The 24,183-nt window shown below is 53.5% G+C and carries 20 protein-coding genes and 1 pseudogene; 11 read left to right on the top strand and 10 right to left on the bottom strand.

What is annotated here, in order from left to right; all coding sequences use genetic code 11:
* Positions 1–56: 56 nt before the first annotated feature.
* The 9 genes and pseudogenes from FJ695_RS27895 to FJ695_RS27855 form a co-directional block, all read right to left on the bottom strand.
* Positions 57–2,207 carry a DEAD/DEAH box helicase gene (locus tag FJ695_RS27895; protein WP_141188488.1) on the bottom strand — a complete coding sequence of 717 codons (2,151 nt, stop codon included), beginning with the start codon at positions 2,205–2,207 and terminating at the stop codon, positions 57–59.
* Between the two features lie 331 nt (positions 2,208–2,538).
* Entirely contained in the window at positions 2,539–4,692 is a 2,154-nt protein-coding gene (locus FJ695_RS27890) for an ATP-binding protein (protein WP_141188487.1), read from the bottom strand.
* On the bottom strand, positions 4,682–4,996 hold the full coding sequence (locus FJ695_RS27885) for a hypothetical protein (RefSeq protein ID WP_141188486.1): 315 nt from the start codon (positions 4,994–4,996) through the stop codon (positions 4,682–4,684). The genes FJ695_RS27890 and FJ695_RS27885 overlap by 11 nt, the downstream gene beginning before the upstream one ends.
* Positions 4,987–5,211, bottom strand: coding sequence for a hypothetical protein (locus tag FJ695_RS27880; RefSeq protein WP_141188485.1), 225 nt, complete (start codon positions 5,209–5,211; stop codon positions 4,987–4,989). The genes FJ695_RS27885 and FJ695_RS27880 overlap by 10 nt, the downstream gene beginning before the upstream one ends.
* Positions 5,208–5,432, bottom strand: a complete 225-nt coding sequence (locus FJ695_RS27875; protein WP_141188484.1) for a helix-turn-helix domain-containing protein — start codon at positions 5,430–5,432, stop codon at positions 5,208–5,210. Before FJ695_RS27875 ends, FJ695_RS27880 begins: the two co-directional genes overlap by 4 nt.
* A gap of 91 nt (positions 5,433–5,523) precedes the next feature.
* On the bottom strand, positions 5,524–6,384 hold the full coding sequence (locus FJ695_RS27870) for a hypothetical protein (protein WP_141188483.1): 861 nt from the start codon (positions 6,382–6,384) through the stop codon (positions 5,524–5,526).
* A gap of 79 nt (positions 6,385–6,463) precedes the next feature.
* The gene (locus FJ695_RS27865) at positions 6,464–7,786 is read right to left on the bottom strand and encodes a site-specific integrase (protein WP_141188482.1); all 1,323 of its coding nucleotides are present in this window, start codon (positions 7,784–7,786) and stop codon (positions 6,464–6,466) included.
* Positions 7,787–8,382: 596 nt separating this feature from the next.
* Positions 8,383–10,335, bottom strand: coding sequence for a multiheme c-type cytochrome (locus tag FJ695_RS27860; RefSeq protein WP_141188481.1), 1,953 nt, complete (start codon positions 10,333–10,335; stop codon positions 8,383–8,385).
* A 349-nt stretch (positions 10,336–10,684) separates the two neighbouring features.
* Positions 10,685–11,834, bottom strand: a pseudogene (locus FJ695_RS27855) (IS3 family transposase).
* Positions 11,835–12,086: 252 nt separating this feature from the next.
* Between FJ695_RS27855 and FJ695_RS27850 the strand changes: the two are divergent.
* The 7 genes from FJ695_RS27850 to FJ695_RS27820 all read left to right on the top strand — a co-directional run bounded on the left by FJ695_RS27850 (position 12,087) and on the right by FJ695_RS27820 (position 19,499).
* Positions 12,087–13,082, top strand: coding sequence for an AraC family transcriptional regulator (locus FJ695_RS27850; RefSeq protein ID WP_168206507.1), 996 nt, complete (start codon positions 12,087–12,089; stop codon positions 13,080–13,082).
* Positions 13,083–13,161: 79 nt separating this feature from the next.
* Positions 13,162–14,559 carry a class II fumarate hydratase gene (fumC, locus tag FJ695_RS27845; RefSeq protein WP_141188479.1) on the top strand — a complete coding sequence of 466 codons (1,398 nt, stop codon included), beginning with the start codon at positions 13,162–13,164 and terminating at the stop codon, positions 14,557–14,559.
* A gap of 216 nt (positions 14,560–14,775) precedes the next feature.
* Positions 14,776–15,201 (top strand): YbaN family protein, encoded by a 426-nt coding sequence (locus tag FJ695_RS28525; protein WP_209010849.1) that lies wholly within the window; start codon positions 14,776–14,778, stop codon positions 15,199–15,201.
* Between the two features lie 242 nt (positions 15,202–15,443).
* On the top strand, positions 15,444–15,686 hold the full coding sequence (locus FJ695_RS27835) for an NnrS family protein (RefSeq protein WP_141188478.1): 243 nt from the start codon (positions 15,444–15,446) through the stop codon (positions 15,684–15,686).
* A gap of 31 nt (positions 15,687–15,717) precedes the next feature.
* The gene (locus FJ695_RS27830; protein WP_168206506.1) at positions 15,718–16,119 is read left to right on the top strand and encodes an NnrS family protein; all 402 of its coding nucleotides are present in this window, start codon (positions 15,718–15,720) and stop codon (positions 16,117–16,119) included.
* Between the two features lie 351 nt (positions 16,120–16,470).
* Positions 16,471–18,048, top strand: coding sequence for a Re/Si-specific NAD(P)(+) transhydrogenase subunit alpha (locus tag FJ695_RS27825; RefSeq protein ID WP_141188476.1), 1,578 nt, complete (start codon positions 16,471–16,473; stop codon positions 18,046–18,048).
* Between the two features lie 17 nt (positions 18,049–18,065).
* Positions 18,066–19,499, top strand: a complete 1,434-nt coding sequence (locus FJ695_RS27820; protein WP_141188475.1) for an NAD(P)(+) transhydrogenase (Re/Si-specific) subunit beta — start codon at positions 18,066–18,068, stop codon at positions 19,497–19,499.
* A 165-nt stretch (positions 19,500–19,664) separates the two neighbouring features.
* On the opposite strand, the gene FJ695_RS27815 is transcribed toward FJ695_RS27820, so the two are convergent.
* Positions 19,665–20,684 (bottom strand): LacI family DNA-binding transcriptional regulator, encoded by a 1,020-nt coding sequence (locus tag FJ695_RS27815; RefSeq protein WP_141188474.1) that lies wholly within the window; start codon positions 20,682–20,684, stop codon positions 19,665–19,667.
* A 153-nt stretch (positions 20,685–20,837) separates the two neighbouring features.
* Here FJ695_RS27815 and FJ695_RS27810 point away from each other — a divergent pair, with 153 nt between their 5' ends.
* The 4 genes from FJ695_RS27810 (at position 20,838) to FJ695_RS27795 (ending at position 24,178) form a co-directional block, all read left to right on the top strand.
* The gene (locus FJ695_RS27810) at positions 20,838–21,020 is read left to right on the top strand and encodes a hypothetical protein (protein WP_141188473.1); all 183 of its coding nucleotides are present in this window, start codon (positions 20,838–20,840) and stop codon (positions 21,018–21,020) included.
* Between the two features lie 30 nt (positions 21,021–21,050).
* Complete coding sequence (locus FJ695_RS27805) at positions 21,051–22,193, top strand: TRAP transporter substrate-binding protein (protein WP_141188472.1); 1,143 nt, start codon at positions 21,051–21,053, stop codon at positions 22,191–22,193.
* A 126-nt stretch (positions 22,194–22,319) separates the two neighbouring features.
* A complete protein-coding gene (locus FJ695_RS27800) occupies positions 22,320–22,835 on the top strand; it encodes a TRAP transporter small permease (protein ID WP_141188471.1) in 516 nt (171 codons plus the stop codon).
* A gap of 11 nt (positions 22,836–22,846) precedes the next feature.
* Positions 22,847–24,178 carry a TRAP transporter large permease gene (locus tag FJ695_RS27795; RefSeq protein WP_141188470.1) on the top strand — a complete coding sequence of 444 codons (1,332 nt, stop codon included), beginning with the start codon at positions 22,847–22,849 and terminating at the stop codon, positions 24,176–24,178.
* Positions 24,179–24,183: the final 5 nt, after the last annotated feature.

Here is a 24,183-nt window from a genome sequence, read left to right as displayed (position 1 = left end):
AGACGCCAGACCCTCTACGAGAAACCGGTCTAGGATGCCGACAATAGCTGATGGCTTCATTCTTCGTGGCCACCACTTAAGTCAGCAAGTTCCTGTCTCAAGTCTAGCGGTAGTTGCTTCCAGCCGCCGCTTTCTTTCGCCTTCCTAAGTGCCTCCCGCAAGTCGTCAAATTCTTCCACTACACCTTCTTCATAGAGCGAGTCTGTTGACACAGCCAATTGAGAAGCCACTTCGCGAGTGGGATAGTGGAAGTTTAAGCTAAACCCATCATTCCTAATTTTTGCAAGCTCCGAGCCGAGTTGATCCATTCCATCACCGACGCCAAGAATGTAGGTCCAAGCACGAGACCGCGTCATAGCCGTGAAAAGGATGTTTCTCCGTTGTTTGATGCCATAGGGGTTCTCGCAGAACTCCGAATTCAATATGAAAACGGCAGGTGCTTCGTTGCCTTTAGCTCGGTAGATATGTGTTATTGCGATAGAATTCTCTCTGAAGATTTCGTCTCTCGAGGAGGTTTGACCGGGAATGTGGCCATTTATTCCCTCTCGTACCAACGTTTTGAGAATTTTCGCGCCGTCAGACTTACTTCGCCGGACATTGGGAAGTACTATTAGTATGTCGCTATGCTCCAATTCATCTGTTGAAATTAGCGTCTTAACGGTTTCGACAACCCAATCGTATTGGGCTTGGCTATTTTCAAACTTACAACCAACTAACGTATCGTCGGGATTCAAAAGTTCTGGGAAGAAACTCGGGATACTGTCAGGTGTCCTCTCGATTTCTACGTCTTGATCAAAGTTGATCTGGTTCTTTGTAGAGGTGTAGCCCAAACGTTCCCAAATCGAGGGGTCGGTAAACATTTGCGCCATGGGATCGCGATGTACCCCAAACCCCATTCCATGTGCTGAAAGCAGTGTCCACGGAGGATTCCGGTAGCATCGTGGAAGCACAATGTCTTCCAGCGGCTGATCAGGATTGTTTTTGAGGACAACCTTTGGTGAACCGTCGGCTTTTAGGCCAAAGAGGTCCTTTGCGGAGGGCAGTTGAACGTCACTCAGGTTTTGCAAGTCGTCGTATGCCCATACAATTCTTTTGGGTTTCTTTACCATACGATACGCGAGTTGAAAGAAACTGCTGGGAAGGTCTTGGGCTTCATCAACCAGCATCATGTCATACATTTCCAGCTCATCGTCTGCGGTGCCATTCAAAGCCTCATCGCACGCACCTTTGAATGCATCTTCGTAGCCGAATAAGCGCGCTGCCGTACCAAAATCCCTATAAACGGAATTTGTTCGGGCGGCGTATTCCTTGTACACGCCTGTTCTATCAGCCGCGCCCCAAGCATGCATAATATGTAATTTTTCCCAATCCGGCTCTTCACTGATTTGCGCAAAAACGAAGCGGGTAATCAGTGATTCAAACTGCTGGTAAAGCGACCGAGTATTGAAAGTTACAACAATATCCCAGTCTGGACGTTTGACGTGCAGATATGCAGCCTTCAGGGCGAGAACTACTGTTTTCCCTGATCCAGCTAAGCCTCGGATGCGCTGAGGACCATTTACGTATTCGATTGAGCCTCGTTTCTGCCAGAGATCAAGATTTGCAACTTTCTTTTCAATTTCTCTGATGATCGCGCCCTTTGAGTTGGGCAGTGTAACCTTGGTTCTTTTTTTCTTAGGTTTGAGGTTAGAAATCCTTTGGATTGCAGCGTTTAGGTGCTCTATTTTAGCGTCATCAGGCCAAAGATCTTCATCAAGTATTCTAAGTTCAGATAAGCGTTCCAATCCGACGATGTGATTTTCGTCATCTTGTTCAAATGTTCCAGCAATCGGATGGATCGTAACGGTCGAAATTTCTATGAGTAGATTGCGGCCTCTTCGAAGTTCCGAAAAGGAATTCAATCGATTGTATAGGGCAACGTACAGGCGTTCCTGTCTAGTCTTGGTCTCTTCGTCAAGACCAGCGTCGTCGTTGGCGCCAAGAGAGTACAGGTCGAAGACAATAACGCCGCGGTTCCGTGATACTAAGACGGCGTCAAACTCTATCTTTTCGTCGTCAACTGTTAGTACTGGGTAGCCTATGTACAAGGTGCCGCGCAGACTGGCTGCTCGTGCAGCTTGTACGAAGTTGGAAACGGCTTCCTGATCTTTGTATTCCCCGAAAATGACATCAAGTTCGTTGTCAATGTCGGTAACTATGTCGTGCATTTTTTATCCTTTAGTGGAGAACGACTAGAGCTGGAAAGTGTCCACCCAAGTGATTTGACTAGTAACATACGCACTTCTTGGAAGAACTCGACCCCGAAGTTGATCGTCTGACATCAGGTCGCAACCCGATCAAACTCAATGCCATACTTTCGCGGTTACGGTGAATGTCTTGTTTGACAGGGTACACCGCAGCGGAAGGTGACCCGAACCAACAGCAGCATTGGGCCGGAGGTGACTACGCACCGTCCATTCATGAATGTCCGCATTGTTGAGCACAGAGGTAGAAACTCGACCGTCAGCAGGCGGCCCCAATCCGCTCGGATAAGGGCTGTTATTTGGTTTCATGACAAAGAAAAATCAACCGCTTAGCACCCGTTGATCGCTTCGTCGTTTGAATTCCCCTATGCCTTAAGAGGGGCGCCGCCCGATCCACTGCATTTCCCAATGCATTCGGTTTCGCTGGCCAAAAGCGGGAGCGGCGGAGGTCTTCGGAAACGATACGGTTGAGATGGCCGAGCAACTCAGTGGCCGTCCCTTCCCATCCATTGGTTGGGTGCTCTTCCTGAATGAATTTCAGGATGGCGACCGCGACCGGATCGGATTCAAACACGGCCTCCGTTGTGGCCTGCCGGTTGGCCGTATAGGCCTCCATGAACGCGCCCGGTTCCCAACCAAGACCTGGTTCGGCTGCGGTCATCATGTGCGCGAAATCTGCCATGCGCGGCTTTTGTTTGAGATCAGTCTTGTCCCAATTTCGAAGTGCGGACGACACTGCGTCCAGCAAGGCGCCCAAGATGCCCGGCCGGATGTTCTCCCAGGCCCTCCAGAAAGCATCTTCCGATTGCCGGGACGTTTCATCAATCCGCTGGAGCCGCACGGTCAACGACCGTTCGGCAAGATCTGCACGCTCAGTAAGGCTTGGAATGCCATTCAGAAGGACCGGTTTTGAGCCATGAAACCAGAACGGATCGCCATCGGAATGAAGCTTGCGGGTAATGAATCCTGCCCCAGTGGCGAGGCGGCAAATCGAGTCCGAAAACCAGGGCTCCACTTTCGATACATTATCGAATGAAAGGACATGCGCGTTCAGCGCCATGACGATAAAATCCCGTTCGTCCCTTGGCGTCGCCAGGGCGGACACATGGCTTGGGTCGGTGAGGCTGCGAAGCAGTCTCGCCATGGTGGACTTGCCGCTGCCTTGCTCTCCCCCAAGCGCCAGAACCGGATAGGTTCTCGTCTTTCCGAAGAGGCTTGCCACCAGCCAGGCAACAATTAGCTTGTAATCGTCATCGCTGGTATTCACGAAGGATCGTAGCTCTTCAATCATCACCGCCTTTTCCGGATCTGGAAGCGGCTCCATGGTTTCTGTGCGCAGGAACTTTACCGGCGGACGATCAATCACCTCCCATCCATGCCGGGTGATGCGAACAGCGCGCCAGGCATCGTCTGCGAGATCCAGCCAGCAGGCTTTGCCATCAAAGCCGGTGCGAATGAATGGTTGAAAACACGGTCCGTCTTCCAGCGCCTTGACTTCGAGTATCCGCAAAGCGTCCGAGATGGATGGGCCGGATGGGATATGAACAAAGAGCTCATGAATGCGGGCCGAAAACCAGCGTTTGAAGCTCTTGCTTTCCAACGGCCAGTGTTCCGCATGTCCATTGACAAAAATGGTGGCAAACGCCTGCTTTTGGGGGGAATGCCAAAGTTCAGCGTCCTTTGCAGCATCCAGGATCGACCCACGTTTGTTTTTCTTGGGCCCTGATTGTGATTTTCGGGCGGTTGTTTTCTTTGGTGCCGTAGGCTCAGCAGTTTCCGTTTCCTGCGCTTGGCGGACAAACTCAGCAGTTTGCTTAGACGTCCAGCCAGCTTCCAAAGCGTCGGCCGCATCCCAACCCTGAGAAACCTCTTTGGGCGTCGAAAGGATAACAGCCGACGCTGCACCTGAACTTGTGGCTCGGGCGCAGAACGCCTTGGCGAATTTCTGGCCCGGATCATCAGCATCCGGCCAGACAATTACGATACGGCCCTTTAGAGGGGAGAAGTCCACTTTCCCAACGCCATTCGAACCACCAGGGGCGGTCATCGTAACGAGGTCTGGCAGGAGCTCTTGTGCAGCATCCGCGGCTTTTTCACCTTCGGTTACAAGAACTGTCGCGGTCGGGTTGGCTGCCAACTTGTCCAAACCATAAAGGGGTCGATTGTCGGGCCATGCCTGCCAGCGCCACCGGAGCACTCCGGGCTCTTCAATAAGCGTGAGCGGGCGGAAACTCTTTGCTCCGTTTCCTTCTTCAAAACGGCAGACAAACCCGAGAAGGTTTCCTTGCGGATCTCGATAGCGCCAGACCTTGGACGGTCGACCAAGCTTCGAGTGCGAGGACGGGGCTTTCGGCGCAGTTTCCGGAACCGGCACAACGCAGCGCCAGTTCCTTGTGCCTTGTTTCGAATGCTCTCCGCCTGAGATCGGCGCAAATGGATCAACCGTCATAGGGAGACATCCCCAACATGTCGGCAATTCGAATTGCTGCGTCCTTCTGGGACAGGTCGAAAAGATAGGCAGCTAGGGCGACGAGGTCGCCGCCCTTGTCGCCCGTCGCAAAGTCACCCCACCGTCCAGTGGAGAGATTGACCTTGAAGGATCCAGGTCGCTGATCGGTCCGGCGTGGATTGCGCGCAATCCATTCCTTGCCGTCTTGATATCCCTCAGGCAGCCAGCGGCGGCAAAGACTGTCCGAGTGCATCAGTGCTGTTCTGGCGATGCGCAAAAAGTCGATCTTTGGAGTTACCGACATGATGGGTCGTCCTCCAATTCGATCCGCGCGATTAGGACTCGGTCCAATCCGGGTTCCAGGGCCGTTGGAATGGCCCAGACTTCGACCGCGCCACAGCCGGACAGTGTTGCTGGTATGCTCTCTGCGGGTGGTAATTCCTTGCCACAGATCGCTTGTGCGAACTGGATGAACCGCTGAAGAGCCGGGCTGAAGATGCTTGTCTTAAGAGGTCTCATGTGCGGACCTCCACTTGGCTTGTTGAAGTCAAGCGATTGGAACAGATCCAGTTTTCTAAATCCTGCGGCCGGTATCTAATACTTCTGCCCAAGCGAATGAAACCTATTTTGCCACCTTGAACCCGCCAGGCTTGAAGGGTCCGGACTGAAAGGCCGAGATACTCGGCAGCTTCGGTTTCGTTCAGTAGTTTTGTGTTGGTTTTCTCTTGAGGGCTCTCCATAACCATCGTCTCCGTTTGGGTTCGTGATGGTTCGAGCCTGAATTCAAAATCCCGTTTGTAATAGGGAGGAGGAATTATTTGGCAGTAGGGGTTATTTTAAGATTTTGATTCCGCGGTATTTTTTCGGAATTGCACCCGATTTCTGCCAATCCTTTGGAGCGGTTTTGTCCCAGATCCTGTCGAAATGATCTTCGCTCAGATCCGAAAAATTGCTTTTCGTCTCAGCCAGGACCTTTGCTCGGCTACAAAATTTCACATACCCGAAAAACTCTTTGCGCAACCAGTCGATGACCTTCCTGTCAGAAAGTCTGGGTGTTTTGTTAAGTTCTTGGTGCGTTTTTTCGGCAAGAACCAGTGAGGCGTTTCTGAAGCGTTGAACGCGTTTTCTGATAAGGGGCAACAAAACAGCACTGTTTTCGAAGTCCACATAGATATTATGCGGCATGGAGCGCCAGTCGGATCTATCCAGTTTTTCTCTTGCACCTGTGGGCGCGCGCGCCCAAACCTCTATGCGCCCGTCCGAAATGTTGCGAAAAAGCGCTTCAACATTCAGCAAAATCAGATGTACGGCTTCTCTGACAGCTTCCGGCTTGGCTGGTATTATCTCTCCATCGGAAACTTTTCGGAGAATGTATCGTTTTTGGCGCCGTGGAGCACCATCCGATCTCAATCGATAATGTGGGTTTTGCACGCGTTCTAAAACGTCCTTCTCTTTATTTTGCGCTGTTAGTTGCCGACACCTTGCTTCGACGTCGAATCCAAAGGGCGCATTGCCTTTGAATATCCATTTCAAAAGGGTCTTGCTCGTGTTTGGAAAGGATGAATCTGCCTTTAAGGCTTTTGTGATTGCTTCCTGCACAACTTCATCGTTCCAGATCAGCAAATCGAAGGTTTCCAGAAGCGTCAGTCCGTTCAATGCTGTGAGGTTTTGTTTTGGAAATTCTATGTTCATAAATCAGAGGCTGATCAAGGGTGAATACAATCTTTAATAGTATTATCCGCACGACTCACTTGAAGCAACTGAAGCATCTTCAACGTGGAGCAGGGTGACGTCTCGGGAATTGAACAACGTTGCCTGTTGGCCCCTTCGGGCCCGGTTCGGGCTCTGGCCGTTTCGATAATCCGTCAAGGAGCCGTTGGCCGATGACACCGGATAGAACGCGGATCGGATCCAGGTCCGTGTTCACATATCGGTTTGTGATCGTGACGTTGCGATGCCGGAGCAGATGACTGATCAGAAATGCATTTCCGCCGGATTGTGCAGCAAGGGTTCCCACCGTGTGCCTGAGGTCGTGCAAACGCACGTCCTCGATTTGGGCATGTTTGCGGATCCGGCGCCAGGCAGTTTCAACTACCTCTTTACTCACATGGCGTGTGGCGTCCCCGTCGCGAGGAATGACATAGTTGCTGCGCTTTGTTTCGGCCAATTGGCCGATGAGCTCCATGACGGTATCGCTGACAGGATGGGGCTTCCGGCCGTCTCCTTTGCGGCTTGGGAGGGCAAGCGTGCGGTTTTCGAGATCAACATGTGACCATTGGAGTGTCAGAATTTCCGAAAGCCTTGCCCCGGTGTGCAGCAATAATCTGATGACATAGAGTGCCGGTTTGCTGACTGGTGTTCGCCGATTTTCTGCGTCTTTTGGAAGGTGTTTGCGCGTTTTACAGCTGGCTGTGATCACCCAAGGCAGCCCAATTGTGTCAGCCTGTTCAAGCGTCGTTCCCAGACGGCCCAGCTCCTGGTCCGACAGAAAGCGATCACGCTCTGCCTCCTTGTAACGTTTGATCAAGCGCACAGGATTAGAGAGTTCCGGCCGCCACCCCCAGACCTCCGCCAGATTCAGGGCCTTGGACAAGACTGATAGCGTCATATTGGCCTGACGGGGTGTGTGCTTCAGCTTGGAATGCAACTCCACAATGTCTCTGCGCGTCAGTTCCGTGACTTTCATCGTGCCAAGGTGAGGGCGCAGAATGCTCTTGATGATATGTTGTAAAGTGCTTTGGGTCGTTTTTGCGTTATGAACCAGCACATGATCAGACCAGTATTTGTCCAGAAGGTCGTTGATAGTTGGTGCTGCTCGGAAGGCGTGCCGGGTCGCCATCGGGTCATCGCCGTTCCGCACCCGTACAACCAACTCGCTCGCCATCCGTTTGGCTTCCGTTGGTGTGAGAGCGCCATAGGGGCCCAAGGTGAGCCGTCGGGACCGTCCTCCGAGTGTACGGTACTGGTAGACGAAAGATTTCTTGCCGCTTGGCAAGACCAATAGGCCGAATCCCTTGAGGGTATCATCCCACAAGAATTTTTGTTTCGCGCCGGGCTTGGCTGCATCGATGACGCGTTTTGAAAGCCTTGGCATTGTTCGTCTCCACTGACAGCGAAAGACGGCAATCCGGAGCGTGTTGGTTCTGCTGTGCTCCTTGATGCGATGTGCCTAGTCTGCTGTTTTGACGGCCTGACGACTTCTGACGAACGGTCAGGGTTTCATTTAGCGCCAACACTTGGGGTGCCTAGGTTTGGGCGTTTAAAGGGCGTTCTGTGTAAGCACTATGTAAGCAGATGGAAGCGAAAAGACGAGAAAAAGTCAATATTGGATCGTGGAGAAAATTTCTTAAGATATTGATAAATAGTAATTAATAGTAGATACGCGAAAACCTGAGTATTGAGATTTTCTCGTCTACGAATCTGGGGGTCGGGGGTTCGAATCCTCCCCGGTGCGCCATCACTTAGAATCTTTCTACCTTTCTTGTTTTGCAGCTCGTTTTGTGTAGCGCAATTTGATCCTCCCCCTTTGAATTGGTCCGCCGTTATGTTTAGGAAAACGGAGGTTGGCGCTTGGAGCTCACCCAGTTTCCGGTCCGGATTTCATGGGTTTTTTCGGGTTTCATAGGTCGAAACGTCCGTAGCCGGAACTTGCTGCCCCGTTAGTTGTGTTTCCTGAAAAAGTATCCAACCTCATCGGCGGGGGAATTGGTCTTTAAGCGCCAGTAGTTCAGGGGTGCCTGGATTGGCTGAAAGGGCTTTTTGAAGTGTTGTCTGCGCCGAAGCAAAATCCTGCAAGCCAAGCTGAAGTCGAACAATAAACACCCAGGCCTGGACGAGCTGAGGGTCAAGTATCGTGACTTCCTTGAATGCAGCGATTGCAGCTTGCCAGTTTCTCATCGTAAGGCTGGCTCCGCCGATGGCCATGTGCGTTTCTGGAAAGTCTGCCTTGGCGGCGAGCGATGACTGCCATTCATTCGAAACTCTTTGCGCGTTTGCAACAGCCGTTTCTGGAAGGCGGATCCCTCGTAATCCAAGCAGCTGGCGCGCAGCCTCGATCCTGACGGTTTTGGTGGGATCTTCCAAAGCCGCTACAACCCGGTCCACTCTTTGCTGGTCCGGAACAGTCTCCTGAAGTTTCAAAGCAGCAGCTCTGACAATCGGACTGTCATCGCTTAGGAGGCTTGCTGCCGCTTCGGACAGGCCCTGATCGCGATAGCCGGACAACAAATCCAGTGCGGACGCCCGGATAATGGTCGGAAACGTTTCGTGACGGGCGATTTCGAGAAGGTCTTTCCCCGCACCGGGCGAACCATTTCTTGCCGCATGAAAGGTATCACCGAAATGTTGGCCCCGGTGTGGGCTGCCTGGAAACCAATCCTCAAGTTCCTTTGCCGCCCATTCAGCTGTTTGGTCCTCATGGCAATCCGTACAGGCGTTCGGTGTTCCGATTCTGACGGAAAGGTCTGGCCTTGGAATCCGGTAGGAATGGTCCCGGCGATCGTCGATGCCCATGTAGGTGCGATCGATCATGTGACAGGAAACGCATTGCGCGCCGTCCGTGTCCGGCTCGTGGAAATGATGGGTTGGGTTGTCGTAGTTTTTGAGAACAAGCGTTGGAAAATCCGCATTGCCTGCAAGCGAGTGGCACTGGGTGCAGACTGCATTACCGTCCGCTTTCAGTACGCCGCTATGGACATCGTGGCAATTGGAACAGCGCACGCCTTCCTCATACATCTTGGACTGCAGGAAAGACCCATAGACATAGACCTCGTCCAGGATCTGTCCGTCCGCGTGATAAAGGCCCTGTCTTAAGAGGGCGAGCCTGTAGGCATCATGATAAGGTGTTCCGGGAAGCGGGTTGCCGTCCTCATAAGGCTCTCGTCTGGAATGGCAACCCGCGCATTGTTGGATTTCGGTTTCGGCGTTTTCTTTCGAAAAGCCAATCACCAGCGCGGCATCGGTCAAACCCGGAAACGGACTTTCTGTTTTCGCGGCCCCGCCGCCCGCCCAGGCGACATGCGCGTCTCCCGGTCCGTGACAGGCTTCGCAGCCAACCCCTATCTCGGCTTGCTTGCTTTGATATTGGCGCTCACGAATGTTGTAGTTCTTCTGAAAACCCGTTGCGTGACACTCGGCACATCGTCCGTTCCAGTTTTTGTAGGACCCGCTCCAGTGAAAACCGTCTTCCGGCTTGAGCTCTTGATCCTGATAGATGTGGTACCAAATCTTCTTCTGCTGATCCCAGGCAATATCGAGCGATTGCATCCGACCGGGTTCGGTTTCGATCAGATATTGCTGGAGCGGATAAGTGCCGCCCACGCCGACGACTTTCAAAACCTCGGGCGCATCTGAAATGTCTGTTGTTTCAATAAAATAGTTGCCATCTTCCCGAAAGAACTTGGTCGTACGGCCCTTGTGGGTGACGTCAGCGCCTTGGAAATCACCATCGACCGTGACTTCGCTCGGTTCCATCCAGGCCTTTGCATGGTGAGACTTTTGCCACGCGGCCGCTTCTGCCTCATGGCAACCGATGCATGTTTTGCTGCCAACATAGTCTGGATGTGCTGAGGTTTGTGCCGTGGCTGAAAACGCACCTGCCAGAAGAAACGAAAAACACAGACACAAACGCAAGAATTCAATCATGCAAGGTGATCCAACTGGCTGGCCGTCAATGCGCGAAGTGGCTGTTCAAGAATTTGTAAGACGGTAGCACTCGGAAACGCTGGGTGACCAGCGAAACGAACGCAAACTTTCCGTTGATTTTGTCAGAGAAGCTAGAAACCCAAGAGCACTCTACTCACTCATCGCGATAACCACGGTGTGCAGATGGTCGGTTTCAAGCTGAACACTACGATCTTGTGAAGGTCTGGTTTGAGGATGCATAACGGAAAGTCCGGTTTGCACGGCTCGGCGGGAAGTTAGATATGCGTATGCCGGTGGCAACTAGCACCTTTCAACTGACCTGCCCCACTTGAGTGATCCGTTTTAATTGTTAGTGCATGACTGGGCTTTGGTCCATCCGGACGATGGTTTCCGGTGCTGGTGGTCGGTAACCCAAGGCGCTTTGTGGGCGCTTGGTATTGTAATGTTTCCTCCATTGTTCAATCAGCATATGTGCTTCCTTCAGGCTGTAGAAGATTTCTCCGTCCAGAAGTTCATCTCGGAAACGGGCGTTGAAGCTCTCGCAGTATCCGTTCTCCCATGCACTGCCCGACAGGCGATTGCCTGCAATCGCTGAGAGGGACGAACCTAGTTCGATGTACGCCTTCTTTGCCCCCACAGCGTTGATCCAGTTCCTGACGGCTTGAGCAACGACCTCCGGCCCATTGTCTGACTTGATGTAGGCTGGAACACCTCGAAGGATGAAGAGATCCGTCAGCACATCAATCACGTCAGTGGAATTCAGCTTTCGTTTCACCCGGACTGCCAGGCACTTCCGGGTGTGCTCATCCAGGATGTTCAGCGTCCGGAAGGCCTTTCCATTATTGGTTCGGCAATGCACGAAGTCATAGCTCCAGACATGATTGGGATACTCTAGTCGCAACCGGACACATGATCCCTCGTTCAGCCAGAGCCGCCCTCTCTTCGGTTGTTTCATTGGCACTTTCAGCCGCTCTCGTCGCGCTTGTCATTCACATGCCAACCGGCATCTCTAAGCAGAGCTGCGATACGCCTGTAACCGTAACGGCCATAACCACGGGCGAGTGCGATCATATCCGCCACAAGACGTTCTTCGTCAGCACGCCCTGTTGGACGTTTCCTCTGCGTGGACCGATGCTGACCCAGCACGCGACAGGTTCGGCGCTCTGACACGCCCAGATGCTGACGAATGTGATTGATGCAGGCGCGACGACGGGCGGGGCTCAGACGTTTCCCTTTGCAGCCTCCGACAAGAACAGCCTGTCCAAGGTCAGATCAGATACCGCCTTGCGCAAACGTTCATTTTCCTTCTGAAGGCGCTTGAGTTCCTTCAGTTGGGCGGTTCCCATCCCACCATACTGCTTCCGCCAACGGTAAAATGTTTGCTCTGTGATGCGAACCTGCCGGATCGCATCGATACGCGACATTCCCTGGCCGACAAGGACTTCAACCTGCCGCAACTTCGAGACGATTTCTTCTGGCTTGTGACGTTTCGTAGCCATGTTGATCCTCCGTTTTTCTAAACATAATGGCGGACCACTTCAAAGGGGGAGGATCAGGCCATCATAACTTGACTGTAATATTCAGGTATTTAATAAAGGGCGGACTGCGACCGGACAATTCGGAAAGCGTTTGCGGATTAGTCAAACTACTTTGCGAAATGATGCCTGAAGCCAAATGGCGCTTTTTGAAAAAGCATCTTCAGCCAAACAGGATCCTCTGCAGCATCGATCCACTCAAGAATGGTTCCTGGCATGTTCATACCAGCAGATCATCACCGTCATTTCGTCACCAAGGAAGATCTGATGGGCCAAAAGGAGTCGCGTCCCAAACGCTGGCTTAGTCCAAGTCTGGAGACCGATGATCAAGTGCTGCGTGGTGCCATAGGTTTTGTAAAACTTGAAGACGGCCTGACGGCTCGTTTTTCGAATGCGGAAGATCTGCATGACCTGACGCTGGAAGCTGAGTGTGGGCCGCGCATATGTGTATCGCTTATTCTTGAAGGCCAGATCGACGCATTCATTGGTGAATTCAAAATGCCTATGCCGGTCTATGATCCAGAAGCCCACCATTGGACACCAGCCGCGCTGGTATTTTCCCAGAGCAAACCGGAAAAATTTGTCCGCATAGCCCGCAAAGGCGTGCGGATCAAAAAGGTGATCCTGTCAATTTCGCACGAGTGGCTGTTTGGGCATCTCGAATTGTCCGACCAGGACTTTGCTGTGTTCAAGGATTTCGCAGAACGTCATTTCGCAACGTTGAAATGGACACCCAGTGCACATGCGATCAGCCTAGCGGAGCAAATCATCGCCGCGCCAAAACGCACGCCGTTCCAATATAAACTTTACATCGCCACCCGTGCCTATGGGGTGCTGGAAGAAGCCTTCCAGAAGTTTTCCTCACAGCACACACCTGCATTCGTAAACGCGGTCGATGGCAAGGACCGGCAGAAGCTGGAATCCGTCGAGCGGTTTTTGATTGAACAGCAAGGGCACTGGATCACAGCTGATGAATTGGCGTTCACAGCAGGTATGAGCCCCAACTCCCTCCAGCGTTTGCTAAACCGCACCTATGGCCTGTCGACAGCGCGCTTTATCCGAAGGTTCATGCTGGAGAAGGCGCGGGAGGCGCTAGAGCGCGACGGCCTGACAATTTCTGAGGCTGCGCATATCTCAGGCTATTCATCGCCTGCCAATTTTTCGACCGCCTTCAAACGGGAGTTCGGTCTGTCTCCGAAACAAGTTACCTAATCGGTGCTTCTACCTGCATGGAAATACCGGCCGCATCCTCCAATTAAAACACCAATCAGCCTTTCTAGACGAGGAACCCATGTCCCAGACAGTTCGTACCGAAACCGACTCGTTCGGTAGCCTCGAAATTCCTTCAGACAAGTATTATGGCGCCCAGACCGCCCGCTCGCTGATCAATTTCCCGATTGGTGGCGAGACAATGCCGCGCCCGCTGGTGCACGCACTTGGTGTTATCAAACAGGCGGCGGCGCGGGTGAACAAAGCGCAAGGCAAACTTGATCCAAAACTTGCCGGGGCGATTGAACAGGCAGCTTCTGAAGTGGCATCGGGAAAGCTGGATGAGCACTTCCCGCTGGTCGTTTGGCAAACCGGTTCGGGCACTCAATCGAACATGAACTCCAATGAAGTCGTTGCCAATCGCGCGATTGAAATCCTCGGCGGTGTTGTTGGCTCCAAGGATCCGGTTCATCCGAACGATCACTGCAATATGAGCCAGTCCTCGAACGATACTTTCCCGACGGCCATGCATATTTCTGCAGCCCGCGAAATCAAGGAAACGCTCCTGCCAGCCTTGGTGCATCTAAAAACTGCCCTCGACAAAAAGGTCGAAGAATGGGCGCATATCGTCAAGATTGGGCGTACCCATACGCAGGATGCCACCCCTTTGACCCTGGCGCAGGAGTTCGGCGGGTATGCTGCCCAGCTGGAGCTGGGTATCCGGCGTGTCACGGAAGCGCTCGACGGACTTTATGACCTGGCCCAAGGCGGAACGGCCGTTGGAACTGGGTTGAATACCAAAAAAGGTTTCGACCGCTCGTTTGCAGCGGAAGTGGCCGCCATTACCGGCTTGCCCTTCCGTACAGCCGCAAACAAGTTCGAGGCACTTGCCGCCCACGATGCCTATGTCTACGCGCACGGCGCCTTGAACACTGTGGCAGTCTCGCTTTTCAAGATTGCGAATGACATTCGTTTTCTTGGGTCCGGCCCGCGCTCCGGTCTTGGTGAACTCTCCTTGCCGGAAAATGAGCCGGGTTCATCAATCATGCCGGGCAAAGTCAACCCGACCCAATGTGAAGCGATGACCATGGTCTGCACCCAGGTTCATGGCAACCACGCAACGATTTCAATGGCGGGCAGCCAGGGTCATTTTGAACTGAACGTCTACAAGCCGGTCATGGGCTATGCGATGCTGCAGTCCATCAAGCTGCTTGCTGATGCATCTGTCAGCTTCGCCGACCGCTGTGTGTCCGGGATCACAGCGAATGAAGGCAACATCACCGCATTGATGGAACGTTCCCTCATGTTGGTGACCGCCCTTGCGCCAGCCATCGGCTACGACAAGGCGACTGAAATCGCCAAGACGGCCCACAAGAACGGAACGTCATTGCGCGTAGAAGCATTGAATCTTGGTTATGTCACGGAAGCCGACTTTGATGCGCTCGTGCGTCCTGAGAAAATGATTGGCCCAAGTGACTGACGGCCGGTTTGAGCATTTTCAGTTTGCAAAACGTCCCGCTACTTCCGGTCTCCAAGCATCCTTGGAAACCGGCATCGTTTCCAGCTTTGGACACCATCCACTCCTCAACAGGCATTCTGGAGGCCTTAAGAATTTCACCTGCTTGACCTTTGTCAAACCGCAGTTGGTTCGCTCAGTCTAAAATATGAGTTATATACTCCAGATTAGAGTTCTCTCGTGAAGCGCGTTCTTAAAACTCTCAAACCCCATGCAGAAGATACCTTTTGGCATTTTATCGGGTTTTGTGCCCTAGGCCTCGGTTTTTTGGGAGTTGCCCTTCCGGTCTTGCCAACGACTCCTTTTGTAATCCTGGCCGCTTTTGCTTTCGGAAAGAGCTCTCCGCGTCTTCAGGCGTATTTGGAAAACAACAAGGTTTTCGGACCCATCATTGCTGATTGGCAAGCGAACGGTGCGATCGCCACACGTTTCAAATTTGTCTCGATCGTGATGATGGCCGGAGCATTCGCATTGAGCGTCGGGCTTTCCGCGCCTGTGCCCGTCTTATTTGTGCAAGCAGCGTGCATGACGCTCGCCGCAGCATTCATTCTTTCCAGGCCGGCCCGGCCAATTCCATCCAAGAGCCAGGCAACAGCTAGCCAGTAACTTTACCGCTTTTTTCGCGGTTCAAAACAAGAGGACTTGAAAGATGAGATTCTTTCTGGCGACCGCACTGTCGTTGACGCTTTCCGCTTCAGCGTTGGCCGGTACGAGTTCGATTGACACAGGCAAATTGCCGTCGAAGTAAGTCTATAGGGCTGCGCAGTTGATGCCTCTTGTTATGTCAGCCGAAGGCGGCCCGGCGGTTGTCCTTCTCGATATCAAAGACGGCGAAGTCGTGCCTCCACATGCAACGAAAAGCCATCTGCGCCTTCAGGGCCGCCTTGATTGGGTTTTTAACAACGGTGGCGCCGGAATGGACGGATAGTCCACCGCTTCAGGGGAGGGCGCTTTGGTCTCTTGCTGCCGTTTGGAGTGCCGGCCGCATCATCGGTTTGTTCGGCTGGGATGATTTGGGATTTCTGGGCGCTGTTGCCGATGTGGCATGGCTATCGGTGCTCCTATTCTATGTGCTCCGCCTTTCTTGGTAGAGAAAACAGAGAGATTGCTGGCATTTGCCTTTTGTCTTTCGGTAATGCTGACGCTGCCTTCATGGACCGGGTGGCGGAAGCCTACATTGGCAAGGCGGTTTTCCAATCTGAAATCCTGATGCTTGCAGGATCGTCGTTTCTGGCCGGGACCGGATTGATGCTTGCTGGTATTCCCCGGGTGGGGGCGCCATGGACAGAATTTTCTGGATGGCATGTGGCGCTCATGGGCGGGTTGGGACTCGGCGTTTACGCGATTTTGTGCATTGCCGGAAAACTTCATACCAGCCAGCCTATCGGACAGAGTATTTCTATTCGCATCGGAGCACGTTTGCTCGTCCTGGCCGTCGGTTTCCGGATCTCGCCAGACTTTGGTTTCGAAAACCCGGCCCCTATCTCGGTCTGTCAGTCGTCTGTTGGTCTTGCACATTTTTGATCTGAATCGGCGGATTTGGGCCATCTTTGATAAAAAGGTAGACAAAGCTGTGTGCCTTTGACGGCAGCGGTTTCGCGTAAGTTATGCGCGAGCGAGTTACCTCTTGGCGTCCCGAAGTCAGGTTTTAATGCAGATGATAATCGCGTCATTAGGGCACGTATCATCGGCACAAACGCTGAGGTATTTATAACTATAGCGGCATTCGACATTGAGATGGGTTGCAGTGCGGCAGAATTAAGGCATAGTATCCGGCCAAATCCCGCCTGGCCCGAAACTGCGACTTCGCAGCAGAGATGTTTGAAGGGACTATCACCGATTTGATGCCGCCCAAGAAGAAAAAGGCGTAATTGTATGGGACAAAAGATAGGAACGCCTCGGGAAGTATTTCCCGGTGAGGCGCGTGTAGCGCTGACTCCGGAAAGCACCGAGAAGCTGATCAAGCTTGGCTTTGAGCCGCTGATTGAAACCGGGGCAGGGGCTGCCGCGGGTTTTTCCGATGAAGATTACCGCTCCGCTGGCGCGGAAGTGGTCGAGACTGCAAAAGATCTGTGGTCTAAATCAGACATCGTCACAAAAGTACGTCAGCCGAACGAAGATGAGCTGGAACAGCTGAGCGACGGCAAAACGCTGATTTCCTTCTTCAATCCCGGTGGCAATGAAGCTGGCATGGAAGCTGCCAAGGCCAAGGGCGCCAACGTGATCGCCATGGAAATGGTGCCACGAATCAGCCGGGCCCAGAAAATGGATGCTCTGTCATCCATGGCCAACATTGCCGGTTACCGGGCCGTTATTGAGGCGGGTAACAATTTCGGCCGGTTCTTTACCGGTCAGATTACAGCTGCCGGCAAGGTACCACCTGCTAAGGTTCTTGTTGTTGGTGCCGGTGTCGCAGGTCTTGCCGCAATTGGCACGTCAACGAGCTTAGGTGCAATCACCTACGCGTTTGATGTGCGTCCGGAAGTGGCCGAGCAAGTTGAGAGCATGGGCGCAGAATTCGTCTATCTCGACTTTGAAGAACAGCAGCAAGATGGGGCCGCGACGGGCGGTTATGCTGCAGTCTCCAGCCCAGAGTTCCGCGAAGCGCAATTGGCCAAGTTCCGTGAACTTGCTCCTGATATCGACATCGTCATTACGACCGCTCTGATTCCAAACCGTGAAGCGCCGAAGCTTTGGCTGGAAGACATGGTCAAGGCCATGAAGCCGGGCTCGGTCATCGTCGACCTAGCTGCTGAAAAAGGCGGCAATGTTGAAGGCACGGTGATGGACGAAAAAGTTGTCACCGACAACGGTGTGACGATCATCGGCTATACGGACTTCCCGAGCCGGATGGCGTCTCAGTCCTCTACACTTTACGCCACAAACATCCGCCACATGATGACCGACCTGACGCCTGAAAAGGACGGGCAGATCGTTCACGACATGGAAGATGATGTGATCCGCGGTGCAACGGTTACGTTCAAGAACGAGATTACGTTCCCGCCGCCACCGCCCAAGGTGCAGGCGATTGCTGCCAAGCCTCAGGAAAAGCCGAAGGAACTAACGCCAGAAGAAAAACGCGCGAAGGAATTGGCTGAGTTCAAGGCGCAGACCAAACGGCAAGTCACGCTTTTGGCGGTAGGTGGCGCCTTGATCCTCGGTGTGGGGCTCGTTGCTCCGGCAAGTTTCATGCAGCACTTCATCGTGTTTGTTCTGGCAGTCTTCGTTGGTTTCCAGGTGATTTGGGGCGTGGCACACAGCCTACACACCCCGCTGATGGCGATTACCAACGCGATCTCCTCCATCATCATTTTGGGCGCGCTGATGCAGATCGGCTCGGGCAGCTTCCTTGTGATCCTGCTAGCGGCGGTCTCGGTCTTCATGGCCGGCATCAACATATTCGGTGGCTTCCTCGTGACGCGCCGGATGCTCGCCATGTTCCAAAAGTCCTGAATTGAGAGAGTAGTCAGATGGATTTCGGTTTTACGACAGCGGCCTATGTGGTCGCGGCTGTTCTCTTCATCCTCTCGCTTGGGGGGCTTTCAGGACAGGAAAGCGCTAAACGCGCCGTTTGGTATGGCATTGTCGGCATGGCCCTCGCGGTCTTTGCCACGCTGATTGGCCCGGGTTCTGGCTTGTGGCTGTTGTCGCTCGTCTTGATCAGTGCAGGTGGCATCATTGGATTCTTCTTGGCCAATCGGGTGCAAATGACCCAAATGCCGGAGCTGGTCGCCGCGATGCACTCGCTGGTCGGTCTTGCTGCTGTGTTTGTTGGTTTCAACGCTCATTTTGAACTTGGCCGCGTGCTGGCCATGGACGACTCAGCGAAGAAAACTCTTGAGGGTTTTGCGGCGATCCTGGCGAAGAAAGATGCCGTGGAAGTTTCGATCCTTCGGGTCGAACTTTTCCTTGGTGTGTTTATCGGTGCGATCACCTTCACCGGCTCGGTTGTCGCTTATGGCAAACTGGCAGGAAAAGTGACGTCTGCAGCAACAAAATTGCCTGGCGGACATGTACTGAATGCCAGCGCCGCGGCGATCTCTGTTCTGTCGCTTATCTGGTACTTCAACACTGGTGGCCTGTTGCCCCTGATCCTTATGACGATCATGGCGCTGTTCATCGGCTATCACCTGATCATGGGCATCGGCGGTGCCGACATGCCGGTTGTGGTGTCCATGCTGAACAGTTACTCGGGCTGGGCGGCTGCGGCCATTGGTTTCTCCCTCGGGAACGATTTGCTGATTGTTGTCGGTGCCTTGGTCGGTTCCTCCGGTGCGATCCTCAGCTACATCATGTGTAAAGCCATGAACCGGTCGTTTGTCTCGGTTATTCTTGGTGGCTTTGGTGGTGATGCAGGTCCACAAATGGAAGTCGAAGGCGAGCAGATCGCCATTGACGCCGACGGTGTTTCCGCAGCGCTGGAAGATGCTGACAATATCATCATCATTCCGGGCTACGGCATGGCCGTTGCGCAAGCTCAGCAGAATGTTGCCGAACTGACCCGCCGTCTGCGGGCAAAGGGCAAGTCAGTGCGGTTTGCGATCCACCCGGTTGCTGGACGTCTGCCAGGTCACATGAACGTGCTTCTGGCTGAGGCGAAGGTTCCTTATGACATCGTACTGGATATGGACGAGATCAACGATGACTTCCCGGAAACGGATGTGGCCATCGTGATTGGATCCAACGACATCGTCAATCCGGCAGCTCAGGAAGATCCAAACTCACCGATTGCCGGCATGCCGGTTCTAGAGTGCTGGAAGTCCAAGCAGGTGTTTGTTTCCAAGCGTGGACAAGGCACGGGTTATTCCGGCATTGAAAACCCGCTGTTCTACAAGGAAAACACCCGGATGTTCTATGGCGATGCAAAAGCCTCGCTTGATAAGCTGCTCACGCTTATCACCTAGGAAGTCGACCGGATCTGGCCCTGAGACTGGCAGTGCAGCATGGTCTCACAAAGTCCTTTGGACGTTCGGTCAGAAAAGCTCAAAAAAGGCGGGAGATTCTAAGGGGATCTCCTGCCTTTTGTTTTGTGCACTTGAGGCGGTGAAAACGTCGGAGTTTTGGTAAATCTAAAGCGTATTACGGCGGCAGATGGATGTCGGCAATTCAACGCTCTCAGGTTTCAAGCCGTTAAGTGTGTCTATAAGGGCTTGAGCGGCAAGCTGGCCCATGCGGCGATGTGGTACGTGAACGGTTGTCAACGGGATTGGTGCAACGCTGGCAAGTTCAATATCGTCGAAGCCGGTAATTGCGACATCTTCAGGAACACGCAGGTTCTGAGCCGTTGCAGCTCGCAGGGCACCGACAGCCAGAACGTCGTTGCCGCACATTACAGCTGTCGGCGGGTTGTCATCGGCCATGAGTTTTTCAAAGGCGGCTTCGCCGTTTTCGATCGAATAAGTGGTTTCGACAAGGCGAAGCGATGCCGGATCAATGTCTGCGGCGCGCATTGCGTCCCAAACGCCTTCAACGCGTTCTCTTGCCCGGTCGTTTGTTGCCGTTTCTGCAGAAATGTACCCGAGCGTCCGGTGGCCTTTGGCAATCACTTCGTTTGCTAGGGCTTTCATAGCGTTCCGGTTATCAAACCCAATCGACAGGTGTTTTCCAGTCCGATCCGCAGCCCAAGTCAGGACAGTGGGTATTCTTCTCTTTTCCAGAAACTCGTAAATTTGCGGATCCCGGTCGTAACCGATCAGCAACAAGGCGTCGGCTCCGCGGGCGGTGAGGGTCCGTATCTGATCTTCTTCAAGGTCCGGCCGGTAGGATGAGCTTGCAACTAAGAGAGTGCAGCCATTGTTTTGCAGTTCTTCCTGGAAGGCCTGGATGCCGCGGGCAAAAATCGCATTTTCCATCGTTGGAATGATTGCGCCGATGGTGTTCGTCCGTCCGGCCGCCAATGCGCGAGCGCTGTAGTTAGGCGAATATCCGAGTTCGTCAATGGCATCCATGACAGATTTAAGCGTCTTCTTTGAGACGCGGTCCGGCATGTTCAAGCATCTGGAAACCGTCGCAGTCGATACCCCTGCCAAGGCGGCAACATCTGAAAGTTTCGGCACTTCAGAAGTGGGAGGATTGGAGAATTCTTCCATTGGACTATGCGTTCGGTGAACCAGGAGTTCTGTTGATCTTTAAAACCTCAATACAGACAGGGCGTAATCAAGAAAACAAATTTCTGCTTGCAAATGAAAATGTAAGCGCTTACATTTTTCCCAGCCGGGTGAAATGGTCGTTGGGAGGTGATCATGTTTTTGGCATTGGCGGGCGGCCTGTTCGCTGTGTTCGTAATCAATGTTTCGATGGGATCAATCACCGGCACAGCACTGTTGGGGATTGTCGGAGAAATGCTGCTGTTGCTTGCAGCATCTGTGTCGTTTGTGGTGGCGATCTTAAAGCGGGAAGCAAACGAAAAGCTTGGCAACCAGTAACATCAACATCCAGAGTTCTGGGAGGAATTCATGAAAAAGCAGGACGGACTTACGTCGCATGAGCGTCGGAATTTTTTGAAGCTGGCAGGTGCAGGCGGCTTCACAGCAGCCGTTGTTGCAGGAGCTGCAGGAACCTTATGGTCAGATGAAGCAGTCGCGCAAACTGCACAGGAAGAGCGGGAGCGTGAAAAAGCAGCAGCTCACACAATGACGCTGGCGACCGCATATGTACTTGGTGCGTCCCGCAGTTATCCGATCATGCAACTGGACCTAAAAGAAAACATCCAGAACGCCACCAATGGCAAGGTCTACGTCAAGCTCGCTCCGGGTGGTCAGCTCGGTGCAGGTGGTGCGCTTGCTCAAGCCGTTCAAGGTGGGACGATCCAGGCCGCGCAACACTCACTGTCGAACTTCGCTCCGTTCGCGTCGGCGGTTGACCTCATCAACATGCCGTATTTCTGCGGATCTAATCAGCGGTTCACCAACCTCGTCACATCGGACGCTTGGAAAAAGGAAGTGCATCCGAAGGTCGAGGCATCCGGTTTCAAGGCGCTCTTTTATGTCGTGATCGATCCGCGCGTTGTGGCAGTCCGCAAGGGTGGCAACAAGGTGATTACACCAGGCGATCTGGACGGCGTGAAGTTCCGCGTGCCGGGATCCGCCATGTTGCAGCAATATTACCGTATGGTCGGCGCCAATCCGACGCCGGTAGCCTGGGGCGAAACGCCATCGGCGATCAAACAAGGCGTGGCCGATGCACTCGACCCGTCTGTTGGGGCTCTTTACGTGTTTGGCTTTAAGGACATCCTCAGCCACGTGACCTTTACCCAGGCCGTCCCTGACAGTCAGGTCTATTCCATGAATTTGGAGTGGTTCAATTCGCTGCCGGCTGATGTTCAGGAAGGGATTGAGTTCGCTGGTGAAATCACCGCGCAGCAGAACCTCGCTAAGGTACCGGCAGCACGGTCCTATGCCATGGCCGAGCTTGCGAAATCCGGCGTGGAGTTCCATTCGCTGAGCGAAGACCAACTGGGTGAGTGGCAAGACGCAGGTGGCTATCAACGTTCTGAGTGGGATCAATTCAAGAAAGATCTCGCCGGGTCAATGGACGCGTTTGGCCGCCTCGAGGAGGCTGCCAATACACAAAGCCGTCTATACGTCCACGACGCATAAACATTAATCTCACCTGCCGGCGCGCCAACAAAAAGCGCCGGCAGTTCTCACTGTGCCTTCACTTTCCCTATTCGCGCGACCACCGCATCAGGCTCGTTGTCTGATGGGACCGGTAGAGGAGTGCCCATGTCGAAAGTTCTACAAGCTCTGGATCAGAACGCCGAACGCTGGCTGCTTCTGGTGTTCTACGTCATGCTTGTCCTGACCATGTTTGTTGAAGTGGTCCGGCGTGAAGTGTTTGCTTATTCGTCCATTTGGGGCGAAGAGATTGTCCGGTATTCCTTCATTTACCTGGCTTGGATCGGCGCTGCCGCTGCAGTCAAGGAACGTGGGCACATCCGCATCGACGTGCTGATGCAATATGTCCGCCCGCGAGTGAAGGCGATCCTCTACATCTTCGGCGACATCGTTATGGCCGCAGTCGCTTTGGTTGCGTTCTATTGGTCTTTTGAAACCGTCCTTGTGTCAGCCAAGTTCGGCTCGGTCACTCATGGCCTACGGATTTCTCAAGTCTGGTTCCTGATGGCTGTTCCCTTCGGATTTGGTCTTGTGCTCTTCCGCCTTGCCCAATCCTTCCTGCGTGACATTCGCGATCTTCGTGACGGCAAGCCCGTTTACGAAGGCGACAAGTTGTTCGACTGAGGGGGACGACGATGCTCTGGCAACATATGCAACAACAGACCATTGAACTCGGTTGGGACTTCTATGGCCCGGTTCTGATTTTCGTCGCCCTTGTCGCACTCGCGGTGCCCGTTTGGGCTGCTATCGGTTCGGCTGCGATCGCCATGCTGGTTATATCGGGTGCACTACCGCTGTCGCTGGTCGGTGAAAGTTTGTTTCACGGGATCGATCACTTTGCGCTCACCGCGGTCCCGCTCTTCATCCTGACCGGCGACGTCCTGGTGCGGACCGGGCTCAGCCGGAAATTTCTCGATGTCGCGGAAGCTCTCACGTGCTGGGCCAAAGGTGGCTTTGGCTCGGCGACGGTTCTCGTCTGTGGCATGTTCGCGGCCATTTCCGGGTCTGATGCGGCGGGTGCGGCGGCGGTTGGCCGTATGACAATTGATCGGCTGGTGGAAAGCGGATATCCGCGGCCCTATGCCTGCGCTTTGGTCGCGGCCGGTGCCTGTACAGGGATCCTGATCCCGCCGTCGATCGCCTATATCATCATCGGTCTTGTGCTCGGTATTTCTGCCTCAACTTTGTTTTTGGCTGCCGTCATTCCCGGTATCGCGATCCTCGTGTCGATCCTGGTCACCAACATCGTGATGAACCGCATCTATGCCTATGAGGGCGGCGGTCTGATGACGTTCTCTGAGTGGGCGGCCAATTTCGGCCAGGCGCTGAAATCCGGCTGGTATGCCTTCATTGTGCCGGGGATCATCTTCTACGGTATCTTCTCCGGCCGCTTGACCCCAACAGAGGCCGGCGCCATTGCTGTGGTTGTCACCATCGTCATGGGCTTCATCCTCGGCACCCTTAAGCTGTCGGACTTCCCGGCAATGCTGGTGAGCTCGGCCAAGGTCAATGGTGTGATCATTCCGATCATTGCGTTCTCACTGCCGCTGGCTCAAGCGCTGGCCATTTTGGGTGTGCCGCAGGGCTTCGTTTACGCGCTGACCTCGATTTCCAATGAACCGGCTGTTCTGATTGCGATGATGATCCTCATCCTGATCGCCGCGGGTTGCGTCATGGAAACAACACCCAACATCGTGATCCTGGCTCCGATCCTGAAGCCGCTCGCCGACAATATCGGTATGAACGAGATCCAATTCTGTATCATGATGATTACAGCGTTGGGTGTTGGGTTCATCACACCGCCGCTTGGTCTCAATCTCTTCGTGGTGTCCGGCCTTACCGGTGAATCGATCCTCAAGATCGCCGCCCGTGCCGTTCCCTTCGTCCTTTTCATGCTCGGCGTAACCCTGCTGATTGCCTATGTGCCGGCAATCTCCACAACGCTGCTGCCTGAAATTTACCAATAGGTTTT

The sequence above is a fragment of the Labrenzia sp. PHM005 genome (assembly GCF_006517275.1).
GTDB lineage: Bacteria > Pseudomonadota > Alphaproteobacteria > Rhizobiales > Stappiaceae > Roseibium.
The sequence above is the reverse complement of the archived record's forward strand: the minus strand, read 5'-3'. Positions and strand labels throughout refer to the sequence as shown.